This window comes from Alteromonas sp. H39, assembly GCF_047556435.1.
Classification (GTDB): Bacteria; Pseudomonadota; Gammaproteobacteria; order Enterobacterales; family Alteromonadaceae; genus Alteromonas.
Map to the genome: position 1 here is coordinate 1109798 of NZ_CP180210.1, position 20013 is coordinate 1129810.

Sequence of the window (20013 nt, forward strand, 5' to 3'; positions counted from 1 at the left end):
TACACAATAACACCATGAAACATTTTACATCCCTACAGCGTGTTTTCGCTGCTTTGCTTCTACTGCTTGTGTCACCACAACAGGCATGGGCAGAATTTACCTGCGACATCGACTTTTCCTATGGTTTAGTCGTCAACCCGCAGCAGATCCGGGTGATGGACAAATCGCGCACGATCATGCAGATAAATGGCAGTGAACAGCTTTTTATCGGCGGGCGCTGGCAGTCACTGGACAAGCAACAACGCCGGTGGCTGCACGAGTACGCTGACGGACTTCACTATGTTGTACCTAAAATGATTGTACTGGCCACCGAAGGGGTAGACCTGGCCATTAAGAATATCGATCATGTTTACCTGGGTCTGGTGGGCAGCGACCATGAAAGTTACGAACGTCTCAGAAAGGCCATGGAGCGCGTTAAGATACGAGTGAAAGATAAGTTTCGCCACGCCAGTAATCACTATTTCATCGGCCCAGGCTCACTGGAAAGTGTTGATGAGTTCGTCGATACCGAAATAGAAACTCAGCTCGAAGAGGCCTTCTCCACGTCAGTTGGCGGCATTCTGTCAGCAATCAGTGGTGTAAACACCAACAGCGGTGAAAATACCAGCAACGATGCCGACGCGCTTACCCGCCAGCTCGAAAGCATGGAAGAAAAAATCGAAACAGACGTAAGACCGCGCGCTTACACTTTGAAGAATAAAGCCCAATGGTTTTGCGACAAGCTGAAAAAGCTTGATGACACCGAAGAGAAATTGCGGGCATCGCTGCCTGCGTTTGAGAAGTATAATATTATTACTTCCACGCAATAGTTTCCAAGCTGCTGCACTCATGATTGCGGCGTTAAAGACCTTCTCAAAAATCCTCATTTACTGCATGTAAACTGCGGTTTTTTCAAAAGTCTTTGCCTTGCACTCAAGTCGTTCGCGACGCTTGGAATGAACAGGCTGCACTCATGATTGCGGCGTTAAAGACCTTCTCAAAAATCCTCATTTACTGCATGTAAACTGCGGTTTTTTCCAAGGCCTTTGCCTTGCACTCAAGTCGTTCGCGACGCTTGGAATGAACAGGCTGCACTCATGATTGCGGCATTAAAGACCTTCTCAAAAATCCTCATTTACTGCATGTAAACTGCGGTTTTTTCCAAGACCTTTGCCTTGCTCTCAAGTCGTTCGGAATAATTGGAAAAACAGACTGGAATCACGTTATACACACTCTGCAATTCAAGTGAGTGCAGTTGATTGACCGTGTAATGCAACGCGATAGCCCTTTGTAAGTGACCTCAGAGCGTGTCTGTAAATAGCAGGACTGTGAGCTGTCGGCGCGAGCACGAAGGGGTTAATTACGACGTACATTTTTCGGTCTTCGCCCTGCTAAGCGAGTATATACGGAAAAGACAAAAGGTAACTGCGGCAGCGATAAGGACAGCAACCGCGTTAACCAGGAAATCGCTGAGAGCGGACGCTTCATAAGTCACACTTCCTGCTAACCGGATGGCTAGTGCAGAAAGAACAATAAACAAAATGAAAAAGAAAAAGCGAACAAGCTGACTGGATTGCATAGTAAAATCTTCATTGTCAAAAAGTAAAAGAAATACGCAATGGTAATACCCATTGCGTAACGATGGTTAACTGGATCTGGTATCGCCTACTTTTCCAAAGAAATAGCCGACAAGGCCGCCGAAAGCACCTAGTGCGACGCCGCCTATTCCACCCCGGGCACCGGCAATTGCGCCACCAGCCGCTGCACCTGCAGCGCCACTCCAGCTTGCATCGCCCCAACAGTGTTCGGCACAGCCAGCACCAACAAAATCTACTTCTGTTTCATTTAACAGTTTCATAATCAAAACCATTTAATAGTTACGTATCAAGCAGATACCCTATTGATAATAGCCGCTTATATTATGGAAGAAACTGACTCGGAGTACAGTTATTAACCCTGAATCGGCAGACTTTAATTTAGGTGGGTACGTATAAGGAAAGGAGCGCGATAGCGTTATGAAAGAAGAGGAATATAAAGTCTGTAGTGATGCGGCGATTACAGAATAGTTGTTCCTTCCAGATACTAAAACAGGCAGCCTGAACTACCTGTTTTACAATTTTTATAAGCCTGGCAGTTAGTGCGCTGGCATTGAGCCTTTCCATTTTACGGGAACGGGAAACGACTTACTGCTATCAAGGGTTACAGAACTGCCATCTCTGAATTCATATTCTGTCAATGAGTTGGCTACCTGGCGGCATCGAACACATAATCTGAAACACTGCAACCAGATCCGTTCGCGTTCTACGCTGAGTGCCCGCTCAGCTTGTGTAGGGTAGGACATCGTTATTATCTCCGGATAAATCATCCACTACGTCACGGCTGTGGCTCGTTCGGTTGTCATTGTTAGTATATCGAAACGGGTTAGTACAAAAATTGATCTGAATCTATAAAGCGTGGATCGCGACAAGTCGCGTAGATAATTTGTTGTTCACCTCCTTTCTGGTCATAGGTTGCGTGCATTACCGTTCCCCCAAGTGCGAGCTTTTAATGAGTTGCAGTAACACTGAAAATTACAAGCAAACCCAAATGCTTACTTTGTTTGTCTTGCTATGAATAAAGCTATGACAAAACCGGCGGTCTGGCCAACTTTTGTTAGTGGATTTTGTTCTATACATATCCATAACTCGCGCAATCTAGAGGGGGAAGGGCAACGTAAATATCAGAGAAAAGACAAAATACAGGAAGTTACATGGCGGCATCACAACAACTACGCAGAACTTAACGTCAGGTGTTATGCGCCGATTTGCTACAAAAAGCCGGGTGAGGTGCGGGTGAATGCCGGTGCAGGCCGACTGGCTGCTTAGACAAAACCCGTCAGTAATGTGTTCAGGTAACGACGTCCTTGTGCAGTAACCTGCCAGTGGGTAGGACTGATATCGAGAAGCCCTTGTTTTTCGGCTTGTTCAAGCGCGCGTAATTCTCCAGTTTGCAGAGATACGCCAGTGAGTGCCTCGAAATCTGTAATCGGGCAGGGCTCTACAAGCCTGAATCGGTTCATAAAGAACTCAAATGGCAGGTCTTCTGCCTGCACAACGTTTTCTTTATCCAGATAGGGCCGGCTTAGCTCCATATAGCCCCGTGGGTGTTTTACTTTCACCGTGCGCGTAATTGAGCCGTCTGTTACGTCCGTAATCTTGCCATGTGCACCACAGCCTATGCCAAGATAATCCCCAAAGCGCCAGTAGTTAAGATTGTGCTGGCACTGATGGCCCGGTTTACTGTAGGCCGATATTTCATACTGCTCAAACCCTGCCGCCTTTAAGGTATTGTGTCCCTGCTGCTGGATATCCCAGAGAATATCATCGTCAGGCAGCGCGGGCGGTTTGGAGTAGAATGGCGTGTTGGGTTCTATGGTTAGCTGATACCAGGACAAATGATATGGTGCAAGGGCAATGCCCTGTTCCAGATCAGACATCGCGTTTGCGACACTTTGCTGCGGCAGACCGTGCATCAAATCAAGGTTGAACGTTGGCAATCCGGCTTCGTGTGCCTGCTTCACTGCTTTGGTAGCCTGCGTATCATCGTGGATCCGACCCAATAAGGTTAAATGGGCTGGCTGGAAGCTCTGCACGCCAACAGAAAGACGATTTACTCCAGCTTGCCGAAACCCTTTGAAGCGGCCGGATTCGACCGTGCCGGGGTTGGCCTCCATAGTAATTTCAGCGTTCTCAGCGAGGTTCACACGTTCGCGTATGCCTGTGATGAGTGCATGCATCGCCGCTTCACTGAACAAACTGGGGGTACCACCGCCGATAAATACAGTTTCCACTGTGCGATCACCAATTCGCGCCGCATCAATTGCCAAATCATCGAGCAAATGCGAAACGTATTCTTTTTCAGGGATAGCAGACTTCAAACCATGGGAATTGAAATCACAGTACGGACATTTTTGTACGCACCAGGGAATATGCACATACAAGCTGAGCGGCGGATTACGCAAAGGCTTGCCTCATCTGCGTCATCAGCGTGGCCATCGCGGTACCGCGATGGCTAATGCGGTTTTTTACCTGCTTTTCCAGCTCTGCCGCAGTACATTCTTCCGATGGCACATAAAATACAGGATCATACCCAAAACCGGCCGTGCCAGAAGGGGTATCGGTAATTGTGCCGTACCAGGCGCCCTGACTCATCAAAGGAACAGGGTCGTCGGCATGTCGCATCATGACTAGAGTACAGAAAAAATGTGCATCACGGGGCTGTCCATCGGGAATGGCGGCAAGCAGCTTGGTGATATTGTCAGCGTCAGTCGCGTTCTCGCCTGCAAAGCGGGCAGAATAAATACCCGGTGCACCGCCGAGGGCGTTTACCACCAGACCTGAATCATCGGCAATGGCCGGCAGCCCGGTTTCTTTGGCGGCATGACGGGCTTTGATGATGGCGTTTTCAACGAAAGTGGTACCAGTCTCCGGCACATCACTTACACCAAGCACTTTCTGGCCTACTACATCAACACCAAATTCGGCAAACAGGGTCTCAAACTCTTTGAGCTTACCGGCGTTGCCGGTAGCAATTACGATTTTTTCAGGGAAAGCCATTCTGCAGTCCTATTTTTTCTTGGTTTTTGCCGCGCTTTTCTTTTTCGCTTTTTTCTTTTTCGACGACGCTTTAGGGGCTTTGTGCTTAGGACGCAGTGAGTCGATGATCCGTGGCTTAAGCGGCTCATCCATATAACGAACAACCTTGCCAATCATTTGGGCATCATGCGCTTCAACAAGTGAAATCGCGGTGCCTTTTGCTCCGGCACGACCGGTACGGCCAATCCTGTGCACGTAGATGTCAGCTTTGCGCGGCATATCAAAGTTAATGACGTGGCTGACGTTAGGCACATCAATGCCGCGTGCGGCGACATCGGTAGCAAGAAGGATGGGTACATCGCCGGATTTAAAGCGGGCTAATGCGGCAATGCGTTTATCCTGCGGCATTTCTCCCTGCAGCCAGCACACCGGAATGTCCAGCGAGGCCAGTTTGTCTTTCAGTGCCTGCAAGCGGTCGCGCGTCTTCACAAACACGATGGCGTTGGTAATTTGGTTTTGCAAAATGTGCAGTAAAAGCGCTTCTTTGTGCGCCATATCATCAGCCTGATAATACCACTGATGAATTTTATTTTTTTCTTTGCGCGATGGGGTGGCCTCGATAATGGCCGGATCGTTTAACAGCTCGTTGGCAAACTGACGAACCCCAGCACCTTCCAGCGTAGCCGAGAACAGCATGTTTTGTTTACGCCAGCGGGCTTCCGCCGCAATTTGGTTAACGATACTGGAGAAACCCATGTCCAGCATTCGGTCTGCTTCATCTAATATCAGCGATTCAATATCACGACAGTCAGCGACTTCATTTTGGATGTGCTCGAACAAACGTCCTGGTGTCGCCACCAGAATATCAAGTCCTTTATCCAGCGTTTCTCTGTCAGTGCCGTAATTAATGCCACCGGTTATTACGCCACATACCAGGTCGGTATGCTTGGTAATGGCAACGGCTTGCTCATAAACCTGTAACGCCAGCTCTCGGGTTGGCGTAAGAATGAGAACCCGGGTTGAGCCTGGTTTCTTTCTGGGGTAGTCCAGCAAAAACTGGCAGGCCGGCAGCAAAAACGCGGCTGTTTTACCGGTACCTGTAGGTGCCGAAGCGAGCACATCTCTGCCATCCATAGCCTCAGGCACTACCAGCGATTGTATTAAGGTAGGCGTGGTGAAGCCCATGTCGGCAACGCCTTGGACCAAGGCGTCATCTAGTTCGAGTTCTTCGAAAGTCATAATTGATCAGCGTATGCAAAATTGCGCGTATTGTAGCATCTGACTGGGGTCGAACAAGCGATACCGCAGTCGTAGTACCATAAGTTTTTACTTCTGCGGGGCGTGGGCAGACGCAAGAACTTTGTCTACCGCTTTGCATCTTGCGCTGCGAACCGCCTCTTTGATTGCCGGGCCCTTAACTCCCGATTCGATAATCGCTTTAATATCAACAGCTTTGGCCTGTTCAAGTGCCTCCGATATCAAGCGGCGGCGCTCATCCCAATGTGTTATACCCTGCGCGTTGGAGGTTAGCGTAAATACCTTTAGCAAATCTGCAAATCGCTCGGGTTTACGCCACGCATCGGCGGTATCGAACAAATCGACGAGGGCATGGGCGTGCAGCGATGCCTGCATAGAGTCAGATAGTTTTGCTGCCAGTAATGCCAGTGACGAAACGGCGTTAGGCATTTTAAGACGTTTAGACAGGCTGTTCACTGCCTCCGTGGTGAGAGCTGTGCACAGACAGGAGAAGCGAATCTCTAGCGGCAACGCAAGCATAGCCGCTTCAGCGAGTGCCTCGTAAACCGCATGTGGCGGGGAAGGTAACTCGGGAAACCAGACTGGCAGAGCCTGACATTGTGTCAGTACCGAAAAGTAGATCGCCGGAGAGCGTTCCATCAGACTGCGCGCGGTTTCCTGCCAGACGCGTTCTGCTGTCAGAGTTGAAAGCTCACCTGATGTTGCCATTGCTGTCATCAGACTAAGCGTATCAGTGGCAATGGTGAAGCCCAAATAATGATAGCGGGTTGCAAAGCGTGCTACCCGAAACACGCGTAAGGGATCTTCAGAAAATGCATCGGAAACATGGCGAAGAACTTTGTTTTCCAGATCCTGCTTACCGTTATAGGGGTCGATGAGCTCGCCATCCTGCGTTTGTGCAATGGCATTCACGGTGAGATCGCGGCGCTGAAGATCCTGTTCCAGCGTTACAGACGCTGACGCATCGCAAATGAACCCTGTATAGCCCTGTCCGGCCTTGCGTTCAGTTCGCGCCAATGCGTATTCTTCTTTGGTTTTGGGGTGTAAAAATACCGGAAAGTCTTTGCCAACCTGCGTGTAGCCAGCATCAAGCATTTGCTGCGGTGTCGCGCCAACTACTACCCAGTCGCGCTCGGTGACTTTTCTGCCAAGTAATTCGTCGCGAACTGCCCCGCCGACCAGATACGTTTGCATGCTTCTCCTGAGAATATTGACTGCACTTTTTGAACCTTGTCTCGCATTATACGCAAGATAAAGACGAACACATCCTCGAACAATGCCATGTGACTCCCGAAGTAGTGAGTGGAATGCGTAAAAACGGGATCCCGGCATCAGTCATGTTTTGACTTCTGGTAAGGCTCTGGTAGTTTAATCGCGTCATTCAATTTATCCGTTAATGTGGAATGTATCTGAACTATTTCGGGCTAAACGATAATCCGTTTTCAATCGCCCCCAATCCCGACTATCTCTACATGAGTCCGCGTCACAAAGAGGCGCTGGCCCATCTGACGTTCGGGCTAAGAGAAAGCGGTGGCTTTGTCATGCTTACCGGTGAAGTGGGTACCGGTAAAACTACTGTATCCAGAAAGCTGTTACAGCAGTTGCCTGACAATACCCAGGTCGCCATGATTTTAAACCCCACGTTGTCAGCACTGGAACTGTTGGCGACGGTGTGCGACGAACTGGGCATTCAGTATGATGCGGATAAGGCCAGTCTGAAGTACTTTACTGACTGCATATTGTCTAAGCTTGCAGACAATCATCAGGCCGGAATGAATACCGTTCTGATGGTGGATGAGGCGCAGCACCTGATGCCGGAAGTCCTGGAGCAATTGCGACTGCTGACGAACCTGGAAACCAACCGTGAAAAGTTGTTAAAAGTGGTACTGATTGGCCAGCCGGAGCTTCAACAGCTGTTAAAGCGCAACGAGCTCAGACAACTGGCTCAGCGGATAACGGCGCGTTACCACCTGCTGCCCTTAACCTCACCGGAAGTCAGTTCGTACATTGCCCATCGGTTGTCGGTGGCCAATGGCGATATCAGTATTTTCAGCAAAGGCACCTTACGGGCAGTACACCAAATCACGGGGGGCATTCCCCGGGTGATCAATCTGCTGTGCGACCGCGCGCTGACGCTGTCATTTACCAAGCAACATGCGGTGGTGAAAAAGCCCATATTCCTTGCCGCCGCAGAACAAATTCTGGGTGAAGATGTAGTTAGTCAGCGAATTCAGAACCAACGCAAACTTGGCTATGCGTTGACGTTTTTCATCGCCATTGTAATCGGATTTATCGCCGGGAGGTGGTATGTCTAACCTGATAGCAATATCTGATGTCACTCCGGGCATGGTGATTGTCAGGATCACCCAGCAAAACGGACCGGTAAAAATTCGTAAATCGGGGCTGGTTTCCAGCGAGGCAATGATTCAGGGACTCTCAGAAATGGGCGTTCAGGAAGTGGAAATCGACCCTTCACAAACAGTTGAAATTGCGCCGGAAGTGACTGTGCAGCGTCGTGCTAAAACGCAAACACAGGCGTTACTTCGGGGCGATCACGATACCAGTGCAAAGTTTGATCATGCACTTTCAGATCAGTTTAACCGCAGCTTGTTTTTGCCCACGGTACAGGGGTTGCCCTCATTGTGGAAAGTGTACACCCGCCAGGCATTAACGTTCGCAGTGCTTGTGCTAGGCGGAGCCGGTATTGGTTTTACCGCAGCAACCCATTCGCTATGGTGGCCCTCGGTAGCTGACAGCGTTATGCAAACACCCGCTCAGTTACCGGCGCAGACTGTGGCGGTAACGCCGCCAGGTGAAGCAGGCAGTGCAACCCAAACCGATACCGCGAGCGACAGCAGTGATTCTACCTCAACGGCGCCATCTTCCACGCAGCCGGGTCCGGTAAGTAATTCCGAACAAGATGCGCTGAATAAGGGCGCCTCGCAAACCGCCAGCGAGACCTCACAGCCTTCTGAGGCTGCCGGCCGACAAACCTTGCAAGAGGACAATGCAGAACAGGTGGCGGTAAGTGAGCCAGAAGAAGTGGGCACAGTGCTCAACGAGCGACCGGATGGCGACAATGTGTCTGTCTCACCTGAGCTGGTGGCGCGCTTTAACGCAGCGGTAGAGGCGATGGACAAACAGGCAACTGATCCTGATCCAGAACCCCAAACCAAAGTCACGGTAAGAAACGATCTGCCGCGAGTAGACCAACTGCCGGTCAGGTTGCTTACCCGCCTACCCACCATGAACTTTTCCGCACATATGTATGCCTCGCGCTCCAGCGACCGTTGGGTGCGGGTGAATGGTATACAACTGGGTGAAGGCGACTGGATTGATGACCGGGTGCAGATTGTGAACATTGAGGCTCAGCAGGTTATCCTGTCGTTTGAAGATGAGCTATTCACGATGGCGGCACTGACAGACTGGTAGCGTCGCCTGCATCATGGTCGCGTTGCACCCAACGCGATTTCTGCTTGGTAAACAAAAACAGCGCTGATGGCGCTGTTTTGCCAATACCGCGCTTTAAACGATGAGAAGTGCGAAACAAGTGTGCATGTTGCAAAAGCCACTTACCAGAACCGTACTGTCACAGGCGGCGACAGCACAGAGGGGCCAGCAACATACCTGAGTCGTAGTGAAAACGCCTCAAGGTACCTGATGAATAAACACCTCGCGAAAAAACTTAGGCAGGTCGATGCCAAAGTCATCCGGGCGAACACCTGAAACAATTTCATCGTCAGACTTGCTTAAATCGAGCCGTTTAATTTCATTGTAGTGACCGGAGTTCGTGCTGTAGAACGTCATAACAACCGGGCTCAGCAAGTCCGTTTTACCCGCCTGGCTGACGATGCCAAGCTTTCCGCTTTTTAATCGAACCAGCGACCCCACCGGATGGACTCCCACGCACTGTACAAACTGATTCACTAATTCCTGATCCAGTGCGGGTTGTTTCACCAGACGTTTCAACGCGGCGGCTGGTGCAATAGACTCCTGATGTGACCGTTTGGAAATCATCGCGTCATAGGAATCAATAATGGCTGCCATTTTGGCAAACAGGGTAATGTCGTCCTTTTTGAGCGCCTTTGGGTATCCACTGCCGTCGTTTCGTTCATGATGCTGCGCGATAATGCTTAAGGCCAGGTCGGAAATGTCGCCGCATTGCTCTACCAGTTCGACGCCAATATCCACATGGGTCTTTATCAGCTCCCAGTCACTGCCGGACAGTGATTGAGTACTGTAGCGAAGCTCTTCCGGCAGGGATGACATTCCCACGTCCATCAATAAGGCGCCCAGGCAAGCCTGCTCGATAGTGTCGCGATCATACCCGAGGTGGCTGGCGAACATGCTCATCAATATGCTGCAGTTAATAGAGTGTTCAAGCAAATAGCTGTCCGCGTCTTTAATCATGGTCAGACAGGAGAGGGCATCCTGGTTGTCGAAAACGCTGTCGATAATGCTTTGTGATAAATCAACAACCGGAGTGAGGTCGCGACCGGCTCCTGATTTCAACTCATTGATAAATGAACCCTGAATGGAAATCGCCTGAGTATATAAATCATTCGCTTTATTAAGCGCTTCAGAGTGACTCAGCGGCTTGCTTTTTATTGCTGACTTTTCTGGTTTTGATTCGGCTTTTCTGGGGGCGGGCATAGTGGATTTGTCGGTATCAATCTCAACCACCCGGATCCCTTTCGCTTTCAATGCATCGATGGCACTTTGGGTCTTTACAAGACCTTTCGAGCGCATCCGCAATGTACCTGATTGCTCGACAACCTGGTTTACAAACATGCCAGGTTGTAATTCATCAATAGCGATGTGCTTAAGCATTAACACTCCTGTTGGCGGCTCTAAAAAAATTGTAGCAGGGTTATCAACTCACAATGTGTGAATAGTCATTGTAATCGGTTTTCACTGCGCGCGCATCGTATCCATTGTGTCTATTTTCGTGAGTGACACCCACCGCTCTCACATCGCTTGATGAGGGCGCTATCTGAAATATGCAGCGAGGAAGTAATACCGGGCGGGACAGCGGCTGTGCGGTTAATTAATGAGGGTGTAAGGTATCGGAAAAGAACATGAAGGGTCGAGCATCAAAGCAGCACCGGAAGGTGGACTGCATATTCATGGTTAACAGCGTAAAAAAACGACACCACAGCGAATTGGTCGGCGCTGCAATGAAATGGAAAAAGCGGCGTGCCCAGGCCTCAGGCCTGGGCACGTACTGATGTGAAACTACGCCCAGGCCGGCTGGTTAGCTTCATACGCTTCAATTTGCGAATTTAACTCAAGTGTCTGACCAATGGCATCCAGCCCCTTAATCAGGTTGTTTTTGTGATGCTCTGCAATTTCGAATGCAAACACCAGTTCACCGGCCTTCACTTGCTGCTTGGGCAAATCTACTGCAATTGTGGTAGACGCATTTTGCTTCACTGCCGCAAATAGTTTATCCATGTCCGATGACGAAAGCGCCACGGGCAGCAGTTGGTTGTTAATGCAGTTACCGTAGAAAATATCTGCAAAGCTGGTAGCAATAACCGTTTTAAAGCCGAAGTCGGCAAGCGCCCAGGGCGCATGTTCACGGCTGGAGCCACAGCCAAAATTCTCTCTGGCAAGCAATATACTGGCACCCTGAAATTCCGGCTTATTTAATACAAAATCCGGGTTTGGCTCTTTCTCTTCCAAATCTAGGTAGCGCCAGTCATGGAACAAATGTTTGCCAAAGCCAACGCGGCTGACACTGGTCAGGAACTGTTTTGGAATAATCTGGTCAGTATCGACGTTGGCCTGATCCAGCGGACAGGCTGTGCCGCTGTGAACTGTGAAGCCTTGATTGTTGTTGCTCATGTAATTCTCCTACAGGTCTCTGACGTCAGCAAAGTGACCCTTGATAGCCGCAGCAGCAGCCATTGCCGGACTAACCAGATGGGTACGTGCCCCACGGCCCTGACGGCCTTCAAAGTTGCGGTTGCTGGTGGATGCACACCGATCCCCAGCGGTAAGAATATCGTCGTTCATCCCTAAGCACATTGAGCAACCTGGTAACCGCCACTCGAAGCCGGCATCGGTAAAGATTTTATCCAGCCCTTCTGCTTCAGCCTGACGCTTCACCGCGGCTGACCCCGGTACGACCATGGCAGTGACGTTGCTGGCAACTTTGCCTTTCCCGGCGATAACGGCGGCGGCACGTAAATCCTCAATGCGGCTGTTGGTACACGAGCCGATGAAAACGTGGCTTACCGGAACATCTGATAACCGTTCACCGGCTTTCAGGCCCATATACGCCAGCGCTTTTTTGGCGCTTTCTATTTCGATGGGATCGCTGAAATCCTCAGGCCCGGGCACCGGTGCGTTAACCCCAATCACCTGACCCGGATTTGTGCCCCAGGTAACCTGTGGCGCAATATCCTGTGCGTTTAATTCCACCACAGTATCGAACGCGGCGCCATCATCGCTGTACAGGGTTTTCCAGTAGGCGACGGCAGCATCCCAGTCACTACCTTTTGGTGCGAATTCGCGACCTTCAAGGTAAGCAAAAGTGGTGTCATCTGGCGCAATCATTCCTGCTTTCGCACCGGCTTCAATGCTCATGTTACAGATGGTCATGCGCTCTTCCATCGACAGTGCGCGGATTGCTTCTCCGGCATACTCAATCACATGTCCGGTAGCGCCAGCGTGACCAATCTCACCAATAATCGCCAGAATGATATCTTTGGCAGTGATACCGACAGGCAGCTCACCATTCACGTTGATCAGCATGCTTTTGGCGCGGCTTTGCTTAAGCGTTTGCGTGGCCAGCACATGTTCAACCTGTGAGGTACCAATGCCGAACGCCAGTGCACCAAATGCGCCATGGGTAGCGGTGTGAGAGTCGCCACAAACAATGGTCATGCCGGGTTGTACTAAACCCAGTTCCGGCCCCATAACGTGAACGATCCCTTGTTTCTGGTGCCCCACCGGATACAGCTTAATGCCGTTTTTTTCGCAGTTGTCGGCCAGTGTTTTCAATTGCAATGCGTTTTGCGGACCGCAGGCATCCAGTGCCAGTGAGCGCGTTGAGATACTGTGATCCATAGTGGCAAACGTGCGGTCCGGACGACGTACTTTACGCCCTTTTTCCTCCAGCCCGGCAAAAGCCTGCGGAGAGGTGACTTCATGGATAAGGTGACGGTCGATATAAATTAAGCTGTCGTCGCCGATTTGATCCACAATGTGGGCCTGCCACACTTTTTCGTATAAGGTCTTGGCCATGTTTCATTTACTCCTGTGCCAGTAATTGTCTGACGACTTCATCACCTACCTGCGAGGTAGTTGCAGCATTATCGCGCCTGGAAGCAGGTAGCAGTTCGCCTGTTAGCACGCCAGCTTCCAGTGTTGCCACTACGGCTTTTTCGATAGCATCGGCGGCATCCTGCAGGTTCAGGCTGAATCGCAGCATCATGGCGGCAGACAGAATTTGTGCAATCGGGTTAGCAATTCCTTTTCCGGCGATATCTGGTGCGCTGCCTCCCGCCGGCTCGTAAAGTCCGAAACCTTCTTCGTTCATGCTCGCTGACGGAAGTAATCCCATTGACCCGGTCATCATGGCGCACTCGTCAGATACAATGTCGCCAAACAGGTTTGAACAAAGCATCACATCGAACTGTGCCGGGTTTTTCATAATTTGCATGGTCGCGTTATCAATATAGATGTGCTCAAGTTCCACATCAGGAAAGTCTTTCGCGACTTCTTCGGCAATTTCGCGCCATAAACGGCTGGTAACCAGAACATTGGCTTTGTCTACGGAGGTGACTTTCTTACGACGTTTTTGCGCGGCCTCAAAGGCAGATATAGCAATACGGCGAATTTCCCGTTTGGAATAGCGCATGGTATCAAAGGCATACTCTTCCTCACCTTCACCATCACGCCCTTTAGGCTGACCAAAATAAATGCCACTGGTAAGTTCTCTGACAACCAGCACATCGACTCCGCTGGAGGCAATGTCCTCACGGAGTGGCGATAAGGCTTCCAGCCCAGGATAAATGCGTGCAGGACGCAGGTTACTGAATAAGTCAAAGTGGCTGCGCAACGTCAGCAGTGCAGCGCGCTCCGGGCGTTTTTCTAATGGCAGGGTATCCCACTTTGGGCCACCAATAGAGCCAAACAAGATAGCATCGGCGGCTTCACAGCCCGCCAGCGTGGCAGGGGGAAGCGCCTCACCTTCTGTATCAATCGCATAGCCGCCCACAGGAAAGGCGTTGCGAGCCAGAGTGACATTAAATTTGGTTTCAACAGCGTCCAGGACTTTGTTGGCTTCCTGCATTACTTCAGGTCCAATACCATCACCTGCTAATACCGCAATGGAAAACTGGCTCATTTATACTCCTGCTATTCGTTCTTGTTGGTTCTTCTGAAGATCGATCTGATCCGCTAAATAAGTGTTGTTCAGTACAAAAATTAGTGCTTTCACGCCAGCTTCAACGATGTCTGTGGCAAGACCAATACCGTGGAAGCGACGGCCATTATACTCAGCAATCACGCTCACCTGCGCCAGCGCATCTGCACCTTCACCTTTCGAGTCGAGTTTAAAGTCGACGACTTCCACGCCTTCTAACTGACTCATCTCCATGATGGCTTTGTAGGCCGCATCTACCGGTCCATTACCTATTGCAGCTTTGGTAATCGTTTCATCACCGATTTTTAAGCGCACGGTTGCACTCGGCACGATTTCGCGACCTGAGTTAGCTTGCAGGTATTCCAGTTTATAATATGCCTGCTCGTGTTTTTGCTTATCGAAAAACAGTAACGCTTCCAGGTCGTAATCATAAACCTGGCCTTTTTTGTCAGCCAGCTCAAGAAAGGCGGTATATATCGCTTCCAGATCATACTCTTCTGTTTTGTAACCCAGCTCTGTCAGACGATGCTTGATGACGTGACGCCCCGAACGCGAGGTCATATTCAGATTGTTCTTATTAATCCCGACACTTTCTGGTGTCATAATCTCGTAGGTATTCTGCGCTTTTAACACGCCATCCTGGTGGATACCGGATGAGTGACTGAAAGCATTCGCGCCAACAATAGCCTTATTGGATTGCACTGGCATATTACACAGCTGGCTTACCAGCTTGGAGGTGCGGTGAATTTCGGTAGAGTTGATATTGGTGTCCAGTCCCAGCATCTCTTTGCGGGTTTGCAGGATCATGGCAATCTCTTCCAGCGAGGCATTACCCGCTCGTTCACCGATGCCGTTGATGGTGCATTCAACCTGACGCGCGCCGTTTTCCACTGCTGCCAGCGAATTCGCTACCGCTAACCCTAAGTCATTGTGACAGTGCACAGAAATAATGGCTTTATCGATATTCGGGACGCGGTTAAACAGCTGAGCAATGATGCCGCCAAATTCGGTTGGTGTGGTATAACCCACGGTATCCGGAATGTTAACTGTGGTCGCGCCGGCCTTGATGACCGCTTCAACCATTCGGCACAAATAATCAATGTGCGTGCGGCCTGCGTCCTCACAGGAAAACTCAACGTCGTTAGTATAGCGATTTGCGTGCTTCACCGCTGCTACGGCCATCTCCACCACATCATCCTGCGACTTACGCAACTTTGCGCCTACGTGGATATCTGATGTTGCAATAAACGTGTGAATGCGGAAGTGATCCGCCACTTTGAGAGACTCTCCGCAGGCATCAATGTCGGCTTTCAGTGCCCTGGATAACCCACACACCGTGGAGTTTTTGACTTCTTTGGCAATCATCTGCACTGAGCGAAAGTCACCCGGCGATGACACCGGGAAGCCGGCTTCGATAATATCCACGCCGAGTCTTTCGAGCGCCAGCGCGATCTGGAGTTTTTCTTTGGCACTCAGACTGGCAGGCAGTGCCTGCTCGCCGTCTCGTAAGGTGGTATCAAAGATCTTTACCTGATTCGTCATGGCTTGCTCTCTTGTTTTAGTTAAAAAAAAACCCGTGCGAGGCACGGGTTTTGGCTGTTCGTTGCTGGATGCAATCTACCCGTGCAGTCTTGCTGCCATAAGGAGTAGAAGAGATAGAAACAGATGTTGGTTCATGTGACTCGTGTTTCGTTGCGTCCAGTTGATAACCGACAATGTAACGGCGCAGGTAGCAGAGGTCAACCATTGTTTACAATGTTCGATATAACAAAAGATTATATCTTTGTTGGAAGTCTTGAAATTGGTGAAATCTTATGTTTACGCGAACGTAAAGGGGAGGTTACCTGGGTTTGGTTAAGCGAAATGTTTTCCAGTCGATAGTGCCGGACAATAACATCTCCCGTAGCGATAGCGCGCGAGGAGAGGTTTTTCCCTTGTGATTCCAGGCATGGCCGCAGCACGCTGCTGTCATGATGGGTTTGGTCGGACGTAACAGCTGATGTTGAGACAGTGGGGCAGAGGATGCCTCTGCTAGCGGTTCTCCGCTAAAATGAAACCACCCATGCTTATTTACATGCAGCTTGCGTTCATCTGGTAACACGCGATCTACAGAGTCGAGTTCAACATGTTGTGTATCAAGTAACGCCACCCTGACCGGCACAACGAGGCCATGCTGGGCGTGCCTGGCAAACCAGGCCGCGTTTTTCTCCCCGTCAACCTGATAGCCCGGGCACTTCGCTGCCTGCTTTCCCTGCCAACTCGCATTATGACTGTCTACCTCAATGGGAGCATCGTTGTTAGCCAGAAAGTAAGCGGCGCGTTTTACGTGATGAGATAAGCCGCTTAACCGGCGGCGTAAAAGCTGGATTTGAGAGGGGCCTTGCGTGGCAAGCTGATAAAGCTCACGCTCATAAAGGGCGTTACACAGCTCTGCGAAGTGCGGATGCGCGGACGTCTGCGAGCTGCTCAGCTCAAAGAAGTCAGTCTGACTGGACGAATTGTCAGTGCCTGATGTCATGGCGTGCAAGTAAAAACCAACAATAAGAATAAGGTATCAATAAAATGGGGCGATAGCCAAACCTATCGCCCCATTGATGTTGGTATACGTGCTGAACTTGTCAGGTGATTAACGCGATGTGTAAATTATTGCGTTACATCCCCCGAATTCAGTAAAGCCCGTTACTGACCTTTGATCTCGCTGCGACCACGATAGGTTGCCTGGCCACCCAGCGCTTCTTCAATGCGAAGCAATTGGTTGTACTTGGCAACGCGGTCTGAACGACACAGTGAACCGGTTTTGATTTGACCGGCAGCGGTACCTACCGCCAGATCGGCAATCGTCGCATCTTCGGTTTCACCTGAACGGTGCGAAATTACCGCGGTAAAGCCTGCATCTTTTGCCATCTTGATTGCATTCAGGGTTTCGGTAAGAGAACCGATTTGGTTGAATTTGATCAGGATAGAGTTACCAATGCCATTTTCGATACCGCGCGTCAGGATCTTGGTGTTGGTGACAAACAGATCGTCGCCAACCAACTGGACTTTGTCACCAATTTTCTTAGTCAGGCTTGCCCAGCCATCCCAGTCGCTCTCATCCAGGCCATCTTCGATAGACACGATAGGATACTGCTCTGCCAGTTCGGCCAGGTAATCACCGAAACCTTCAGAATCGAAGCTCTTGCCTTCACCCGACAATACGTACTTGCCGTCTTTGTAGAATTCAGACGCCGCACAGTCCAGTGCCAGGGTAATGTCTTCATTCATTTTGTAGCCAGCGTTTTCTACCGCTTCAACGATAACAGCCAGCGCTTCGGCATTAGAACTAAGGTTAGGGGCAAAGCCGCCTTCGTCACCCACAGCAGTATTCAGGCCTTTTGCGGAAAGCACTTTTTTCAGGCTGTGGAAAATTTCCGCACCCATGCGAAGCGCTTCTTTGAAGCTCGCCGCGCCAACTGGCTGCACCATGAATTCCTGAATATCGACGTTATTATCGGCGTGCTCACCACCATTGATGATGTTCATCATCGGGACCGGCATGGAGTACTGCCCCGGCGTACCGTTAAGGTCTGCGATGTGCTCGTACAGGGCAACACCTTTTTCAGTGGCGGCAGCTTTTGCCACAGCCAGAGAGACGGCCAGAATCGCGTTCGCGCCCAGTTTTTCTTTGTTCTCGGTACCGTCAAGTTCCAGCATGGCATTGTCGATATCTGTCTGCGCCAGCGGATCTTTGCCAATCAGCGCCGGCGCAATAATATCGTTCACTGCGGCAACGGCTTTTGTCACGCCTTTGCCCAGGTAACGGGATTTGTCACCGTCACGTAATTCTAATGCTTCGCGAGAACCGGTAGAGGCACCAGAAGGTGCGGCAGCACGGCCCATTACGCCAGATTCCAGAATAACGTCAGCTTCTACAGTGGGGTTACCACGAGAATCCAGGATTTCGCGTCCAATAATGCGACTAATTTTCGCCATGTTATTTCCTCAACAATTGATGGGGAACACCACGGGAGGAAGTGTTCCCTTATTTTTGAAATCAGTGATTTTCTTTTTGATACTTGCCGGCAGCAGCTACGAAGCCAGTGAATAATTTGTGCCCGTCCCGAGGCGTTGAATTAAATTCAGGGTGGAACTGACCTGCGACAAACCATGGATGGTCAGGGATTTCGATGACTTCGACAAGTCGTTTATCAGTGGACAAACCACTTACTTTCAGGCCCGCCGCTTCAATTTGGTCACGCAGGTTGTTGTTTACCTCGTAGCGGTGACGATGGCGTTCATAAATCTCGTCACTGCCATAAAGATCATGCACTTTGGTACCAGGGATCAAGTGACAAAGCTGGCTGCCCAGACGCATAGTGCCGCCCAGGTCAGAAGACTCATCGCGCTGTTCTTTGGTGCCAGCGGCATCCAGCCATTCAGTGATAAGCCCCACTACCGGGTATGGCGTGTCAGGGTTAAACTCTGTACTGTTAGCGCCTTCCATGCCTGCAACATTGCGGGCAAATTCAATCAGCGCCACCTGCATACCCAGACAAATGCCAAGATAGGGCACTTTGTTTTCACGGGCATAACGGGCCGCGGCAATTTTGCCTTCGATGCCACGCTCGCCAAAACCACCTGGTACCAGAATGGCATCCAGATGTTCAAGAATTTGTGTCCCTTTGCTCTCAATATCCTGCGAGTCGATATAATTGATGTTCACCGTCAGGCGGTTTTTCAGACCCGCATGTTTGAGGGCTTCGTTGACCGATTTGTACGCATCAGGAAGCTCGACGTACTTACCCACCATACCGATATTCACCTCGGCTGTCGGATTCGACTCGGCATAAAGTACCTGTTCCCACTCGGTCAGGTCTGCTTCTTTGCAATCCAGACCAAAGCGGTCAACAACCAGCTGATCCATGCCCTGCGCTTTGAGCGCAGCCGGAATGCGATAAATGCTGTCTACGTCTTTCAATGAGATAACGGCTTTTTCCGCCACGTTGGTGAACAGCGCAATCTTAGAGCGCTCGGTAGCGGGCAGAGAGCCTACTGAGCGGCACACCAGAATGTCAGGCTGAATACCAATAGAGCGCAGCTCCTTGACTGAGTGCTGGGTAGGCTTCGTTTTGACTTCGCCTGATGCCGGCATGTAAGGCACCAGTGTCAGGTGCATGTACATGGCGCGCTCGCGGCCAATTTCTGTACCCAGCTGACGGATGGCTTCCAAAAACGGTTGTGATTCAATGTCACCCACAGTGCCGCCAATTTCCACAATAGCGACATCGTGACCTTCTGCACCTTCAATAACCCGACGCTTAATTTCGTTAGTGATATGAGGGATAACCTGAATGGTTGCACCCAGATAGTCACCGCGACGTTCACGCTTCAATACTTCTTCATACACCCGTCCTGTGGTGAAGTTGTTGCGCTTGGTCATGCGGGTGCGAATGAATCTTTCGTAGTGCCCCAAATCGAGATCGGTTTCGGCACCGTCATCTGTCACGAATACTTCACCATGCTGAATTGGGCTCATTGTGCCCGGGTCGACGTTAATGTAGGGGTCGAGTTTTAACATGGTGACGGTGAGACCACGCGCTTCAAGAATTGCTGCCAGCGATGCTGCAGCAATACCTTTACCTAGCGATGATACGACACCACCGGTGACGAAAATATAATTTGTCATGCGAAACCTAAGGCGTTGGGTTGTAAGGATAATGTGTTGTTCCGGACCAGAGCAGCCGGTCACACTTGGACGGCGTAATAGTATACCTAAAGAGTAGTATGCAAACAATCAGTTTGCTTTTCTGGTACGAAAAACTTTTCAGCCTTTCAAAGCGCGGTGATATC

At 50.4% G+C, this 20013-nt stretch carries 17 protein-coding genes; 4 read left to right on the plus strand and 13 right to left on the minus strand.

What is annotated here, in order from left to right; all coding sequences use genetic code 11:
* Positions 1-14: 14 nt before the first annotated feature.
* Positions 15-809, plus strand: a complete 795-nt coding sequence (locus tag ACLBLI_RS04790; protein WP_414830007.1) for a DUF2884 family protein — start codon at positions 15-17, stop codon at positions 807-809.
* Positions 810-1624: 815 nt separating this feature from the next.
* Here ACLBLI_RS04790 and ACLBLI_RS04795 read toward each other — a convergent pair.
* Complete coding sequence (locus ACLBLI_RS04795) at positions 1625-1837, minus strand: hypothetical protein (RefSeq protein WP_414830008.1); 213 nt, start codon at positions 1835-1837, stop codon at positions 1625-1627.
* A gap of 763 nt (positions 1838-2600) precedes the next feature.
* On the opposite strand from ACLBLI_RS04795, the gene ACLBLI_RS04800 reads away from it, so the two are divergent.
* Positions 2601-2843: a hypothetical protein gene (locus tag ACLBLI_RS04800; RefSeq protein ID WP_414830009.1), complete on the plus strand. Its 243-nt coding sequence runs from the start codon at positions 2601-2603 to the stop codon at positions 2841-2843.
* On the opposite strand, the gene hemW is transcribed toward ACLBLI_RS04800, so the two are convergent.
* From hemW to ACLBLI_RS04820, 4 genes are all read right to left on the minus strand, one after another.
* Positions 2840-3979, minus strand: a complete 1140-nt coding sequence (gene hemW, locus ACLBLI_RS04805; protein WP_414830010.1) for a radical SAM family heme chaperone HemW — start codon at positions 3977-3979, stop codon at positions 2840-2842. The two genes, ACLBLI_RS04800 and hemW, sit on opposite strands and share 4 nt — an antisense overlap.
* Positions 3972-4574: an RdgB/HAM1 family non-canonical purine NTP pyrophosphatase gene (gene rdgB, locus ACLBLI_RS04810; RefSeq protein WP_414830011.1), complete on the minus strand. Its 603-nt coding sequence runs from the start codon at positions 4572-4574 to the stop codon at positions 3972-3974. The genes hemW and rdgB overlap by 8 nt, the downstream gene beginning before the upstream one ends.
* Positions 4575-4583: 9 nt before the next feature.
* Positions 4584-5792 (minus strand): ATP-dependent RNA helicase SrmB, encoded by a 1209-nt coding sequence (srmB, locus tag ACLBLI_RS04815; protein ID WP_414830012.1) that lies wholly within the window; start codon positions 5790-5792, stop codon positions 4584-4586.
* 87 nt (positions 5793-5879) lie between these two features.
* Positions 5880-7004 carry a CCA tRNA nucleotidyltransferase gene (locus ACLBLI_RS04820; RefSeq protein WP_414830013.1) on the minus strand — a complete coding sequence of 375 codons (1125 nt, stop codon included), beginning with the start codon at positions 7002-7004 and terminating at the stop codon, positions 5880-5882.
* Between the two features lie 209 nt (positions 7005-7213).
* On the opposite strand from ACLBLI_RS04820, the gene ACLBLI_RS04825 reads away from it, so the two are divergent.
* Together ACLBLI_RS04825 and ACLBLI_RS04830 are read left to right on the plus strand one after the other, a co-directional pair.
* On the plus strand, positions 7214-8125 hold the full coding sequence (locus tag ACLBLI_RS04825; RefSeq protein ID WP_414830014.1) for an ExeA family protein: 912 nt from the start codon (positions 7214-7216) through the stop codon (positions 8123-8125).
* Positions 8118-9242 (plus strand): general secretion pathway protein GspB, encoded by a 1125-nt coding sequence (locus ACLBLI_RS04830; RefSeq protein ID WP_414830015.1) that lies wholly within the window; start codon positions 8118-8120, stop codon positions 9240-9242. Before ACLBLI_RS04825 ends, ACLBLI_RS04830 begins: the two co-directional genes overlap by 8 nt.
* Positions 9243-9458: 216 nt before the next feature.
* Here ACLBLI_RS04830 and ACLBLI_RS04835 read toward each other — a convergent pair whose 3' ends face one another.
* The 8 genes from ACLBLI_RS04835 to ACLBLI_RS04870 form a co-directional block, all read right to left on the minus strand.
* The gene (locus ACLBLI_RS04835; RefSeq protein WP_414830016.1) at positions 9459-10640 is read right to left on the minus strand and encodes an HD-GYP domain-containing protein; all 1182 of its coding nucleotides are present in this window, start codon (positions 10638-10640) and stop codon (positions 9459-9461) included.
* Positions 10641-11045: 405 nt separating this feature from the next.
* Entirely contained in the window at positions 11046-11657 is a 612-nt protein-coding gene (gene leuD / locus ACLBLI_RS04840; RefSeq protein ID WP_414830017.1) for a 3-isopropylmalate dehydratase small subunit, read from the minus strand.
* A 9-nt stretch (positions 11658-11666) separates the two neighbouring features.
* Positions 11667-13061: a 3-isopropylmalate dehydratase large subunit gene (gene leuC / locus ACLBLI_RS04845; protein WP_414830018.1), complete on the minus strand. Its 1395-nt coding sequence runs from the start codon at positions 13059-13061 to the stop codon at positions 11667-11669.
* A gap of 7 nt (positions 13062-13068) precedes the next feature.
* A complete protein-coding gene (gene leuB, locus ACLBLI_RS04850; RefSeq protein WP_414830019.1) occupies positions 13069-14166 on the minus strand; it encodes a 3-isopropylmalate dehydrogenase in 1098 nt (365 codons plus the stop codon).
* Positions 14167-15726, minus strand: a complete 1560-nt coding sequence (gene leuA / locus ACLBLI_RS04855) for a 2-isopropylmalate synthase (RefSeq protein ID WP_414830020.1) — start codon at positions 15724-15726, stop codon at positions 14167-14169. It lies immediately after the preceding gene.
* Between the two features lie 298 nt (positions 15727-16024).
* Positions 16025-16702, minus strand: coding sequence for a hypothetical protein (locus ACLBLI_RS04860; RefSeq protein ID WP_414830021.1), 678 nt, complete (start codon positions 16700-16702; stop codon positions 16025-16027).
* A gap of 161 nt (positions 16703-16863) precedes the next feature.
* Positions 16864-18156, minus strand: a complete 1293-nt coding sequence (gene eno, locus ACLBLI_RS04865; protein ID WP_414830022.1) for a phosphopyruvate hydratase — start codon at positions 18154-18156, stop codon at positions 16864-16866.
* Between the two features lie 61 nt (positions 18157-18217).
* Positions 18218-19849, minus strand: coding sequence for a CTP synthase (locus ACLBLI_RS04870; protein WP_218310338.1), 1632 nt, complete (start codon positions 19847-19849; stop codon positions 18218-18220).
* Between the last annotated feature and the right edge of the window lie 164 nt (positions 19850-20013).

Excerpts from the sequence above, each read along its gene's own strand:
- ACLBLI_RS04835 (WP_414830016.1), bottom strand. The coding sequence starts at position 10,640 with ATGCTTAAGCACATCGCTATTGATGAATTACAACCTGGCATGTTTGTA.
- ACLBLI_RS04830 (WP_414830015.1), top strand. The coding sequence starts at position 8,118 with ATGTCTAACCTGATAGCAATATCTGATGTCACTCCGGGCATGGTGATT.
- leuB (WP_414830019.1), bottom strand. The coding sequence starts at position 14,166 with ATGAGCCAGTTTTCCATTGCGGTATTAGCAGGTGATGGTATTGGACCT.
- ACLBLI_RS04870 (WP_218310338.1), bottom strand. The coding sequence starts at position 19,849 with ATGACAAATTATATTTTCGTCACCGGTGGTGTCGTATCATCGCTAGGT.
- ACLBLI_RS04795 (WP_414830008.1), bottom strand. The coding sequence starts at position 1,837 with ATGAAACTGTTAAATGAAACAGAAGTAGATTTTGTTGGTGCTGGCTGT.
- leuD (WP_414830017.1), bottom strand. The coding sequence starts at position 11,657 with ATGAGCAACAACAATCAAGGCTTCACAGTTCACAGCGGCACAGCCTGT.
- leuC (WP_414830018.1), bottom strand. The coding sequence starts at position 13,061 with ATGGCCAAGACCTTATACGAAAAAGTGTGGCAGGCCCACATTGTGGAT.
- ACLBLI_RS04825 (WP_414830014.1), top strand. The coding sequence starts at position 7,214 with ATGTATCTGAACTATTTCGGGCTAAACGATAATCCGTTTTCAATCGCC.
- ACLBLI_RS04860 (WP_414830021.1), bottom strand. The coding sequence starts at position 16,702 with ATGACATCAGGCACTGACAATTCGTCCAGTCAGACTGACTTCTTTGAG.
- srmB (WP_414830012.1), bottom strand. The coding sequence starts at position 5,792 with ATGACTTTCGAAGAACTCGAACTAGATGACGCCTTGGTCCAAGGCGTT.
- leuA (WP_414830020.1), bottom strand. The coding sequence starts at position 15,726 with ATGACGAATCAGGTAAAGATCTTTGATACCACCTTACGAGACGGCGAG.
- eno (WP_414830022.1), bottom strand. The coding sequence starts at position 18,156 with ATGGCGAAAATTAGTCGCATTATTGGACGCGAAATCCTGGATTCTCGT.
- ACLBLI_RS04820 (WP_414830013.1), bottom strand. The coding sequence starts at position 7,004 with ATGCAAACGTATCTGGTCGGCGGGGCAGTTCGCGACGAATTACTTGGC.
- ACLBLI_RS04790 (WP_414830007.1), top strand. The coding sequence starts at position 15 with ATGAAACATTTTACATCCCTACAGCGTGTTTTCGCTGCTTTGCTTCTA.
- rdgB (WP_414830011.1), bottom strand. The coding sequence starts at position 4,574 with ATGGCTTTCCCTGAAAAAATCGTAATTGCTACCGGCAACGCCGGTAAG.
- ACLBLI_RS04800 (WP_414830009.1), top strand. The coding sequence starts at position 2,601 with ATGACAAAACCGGCGGTCTGGCCAACTTTTGTTAGTGGATTTTGTTCT.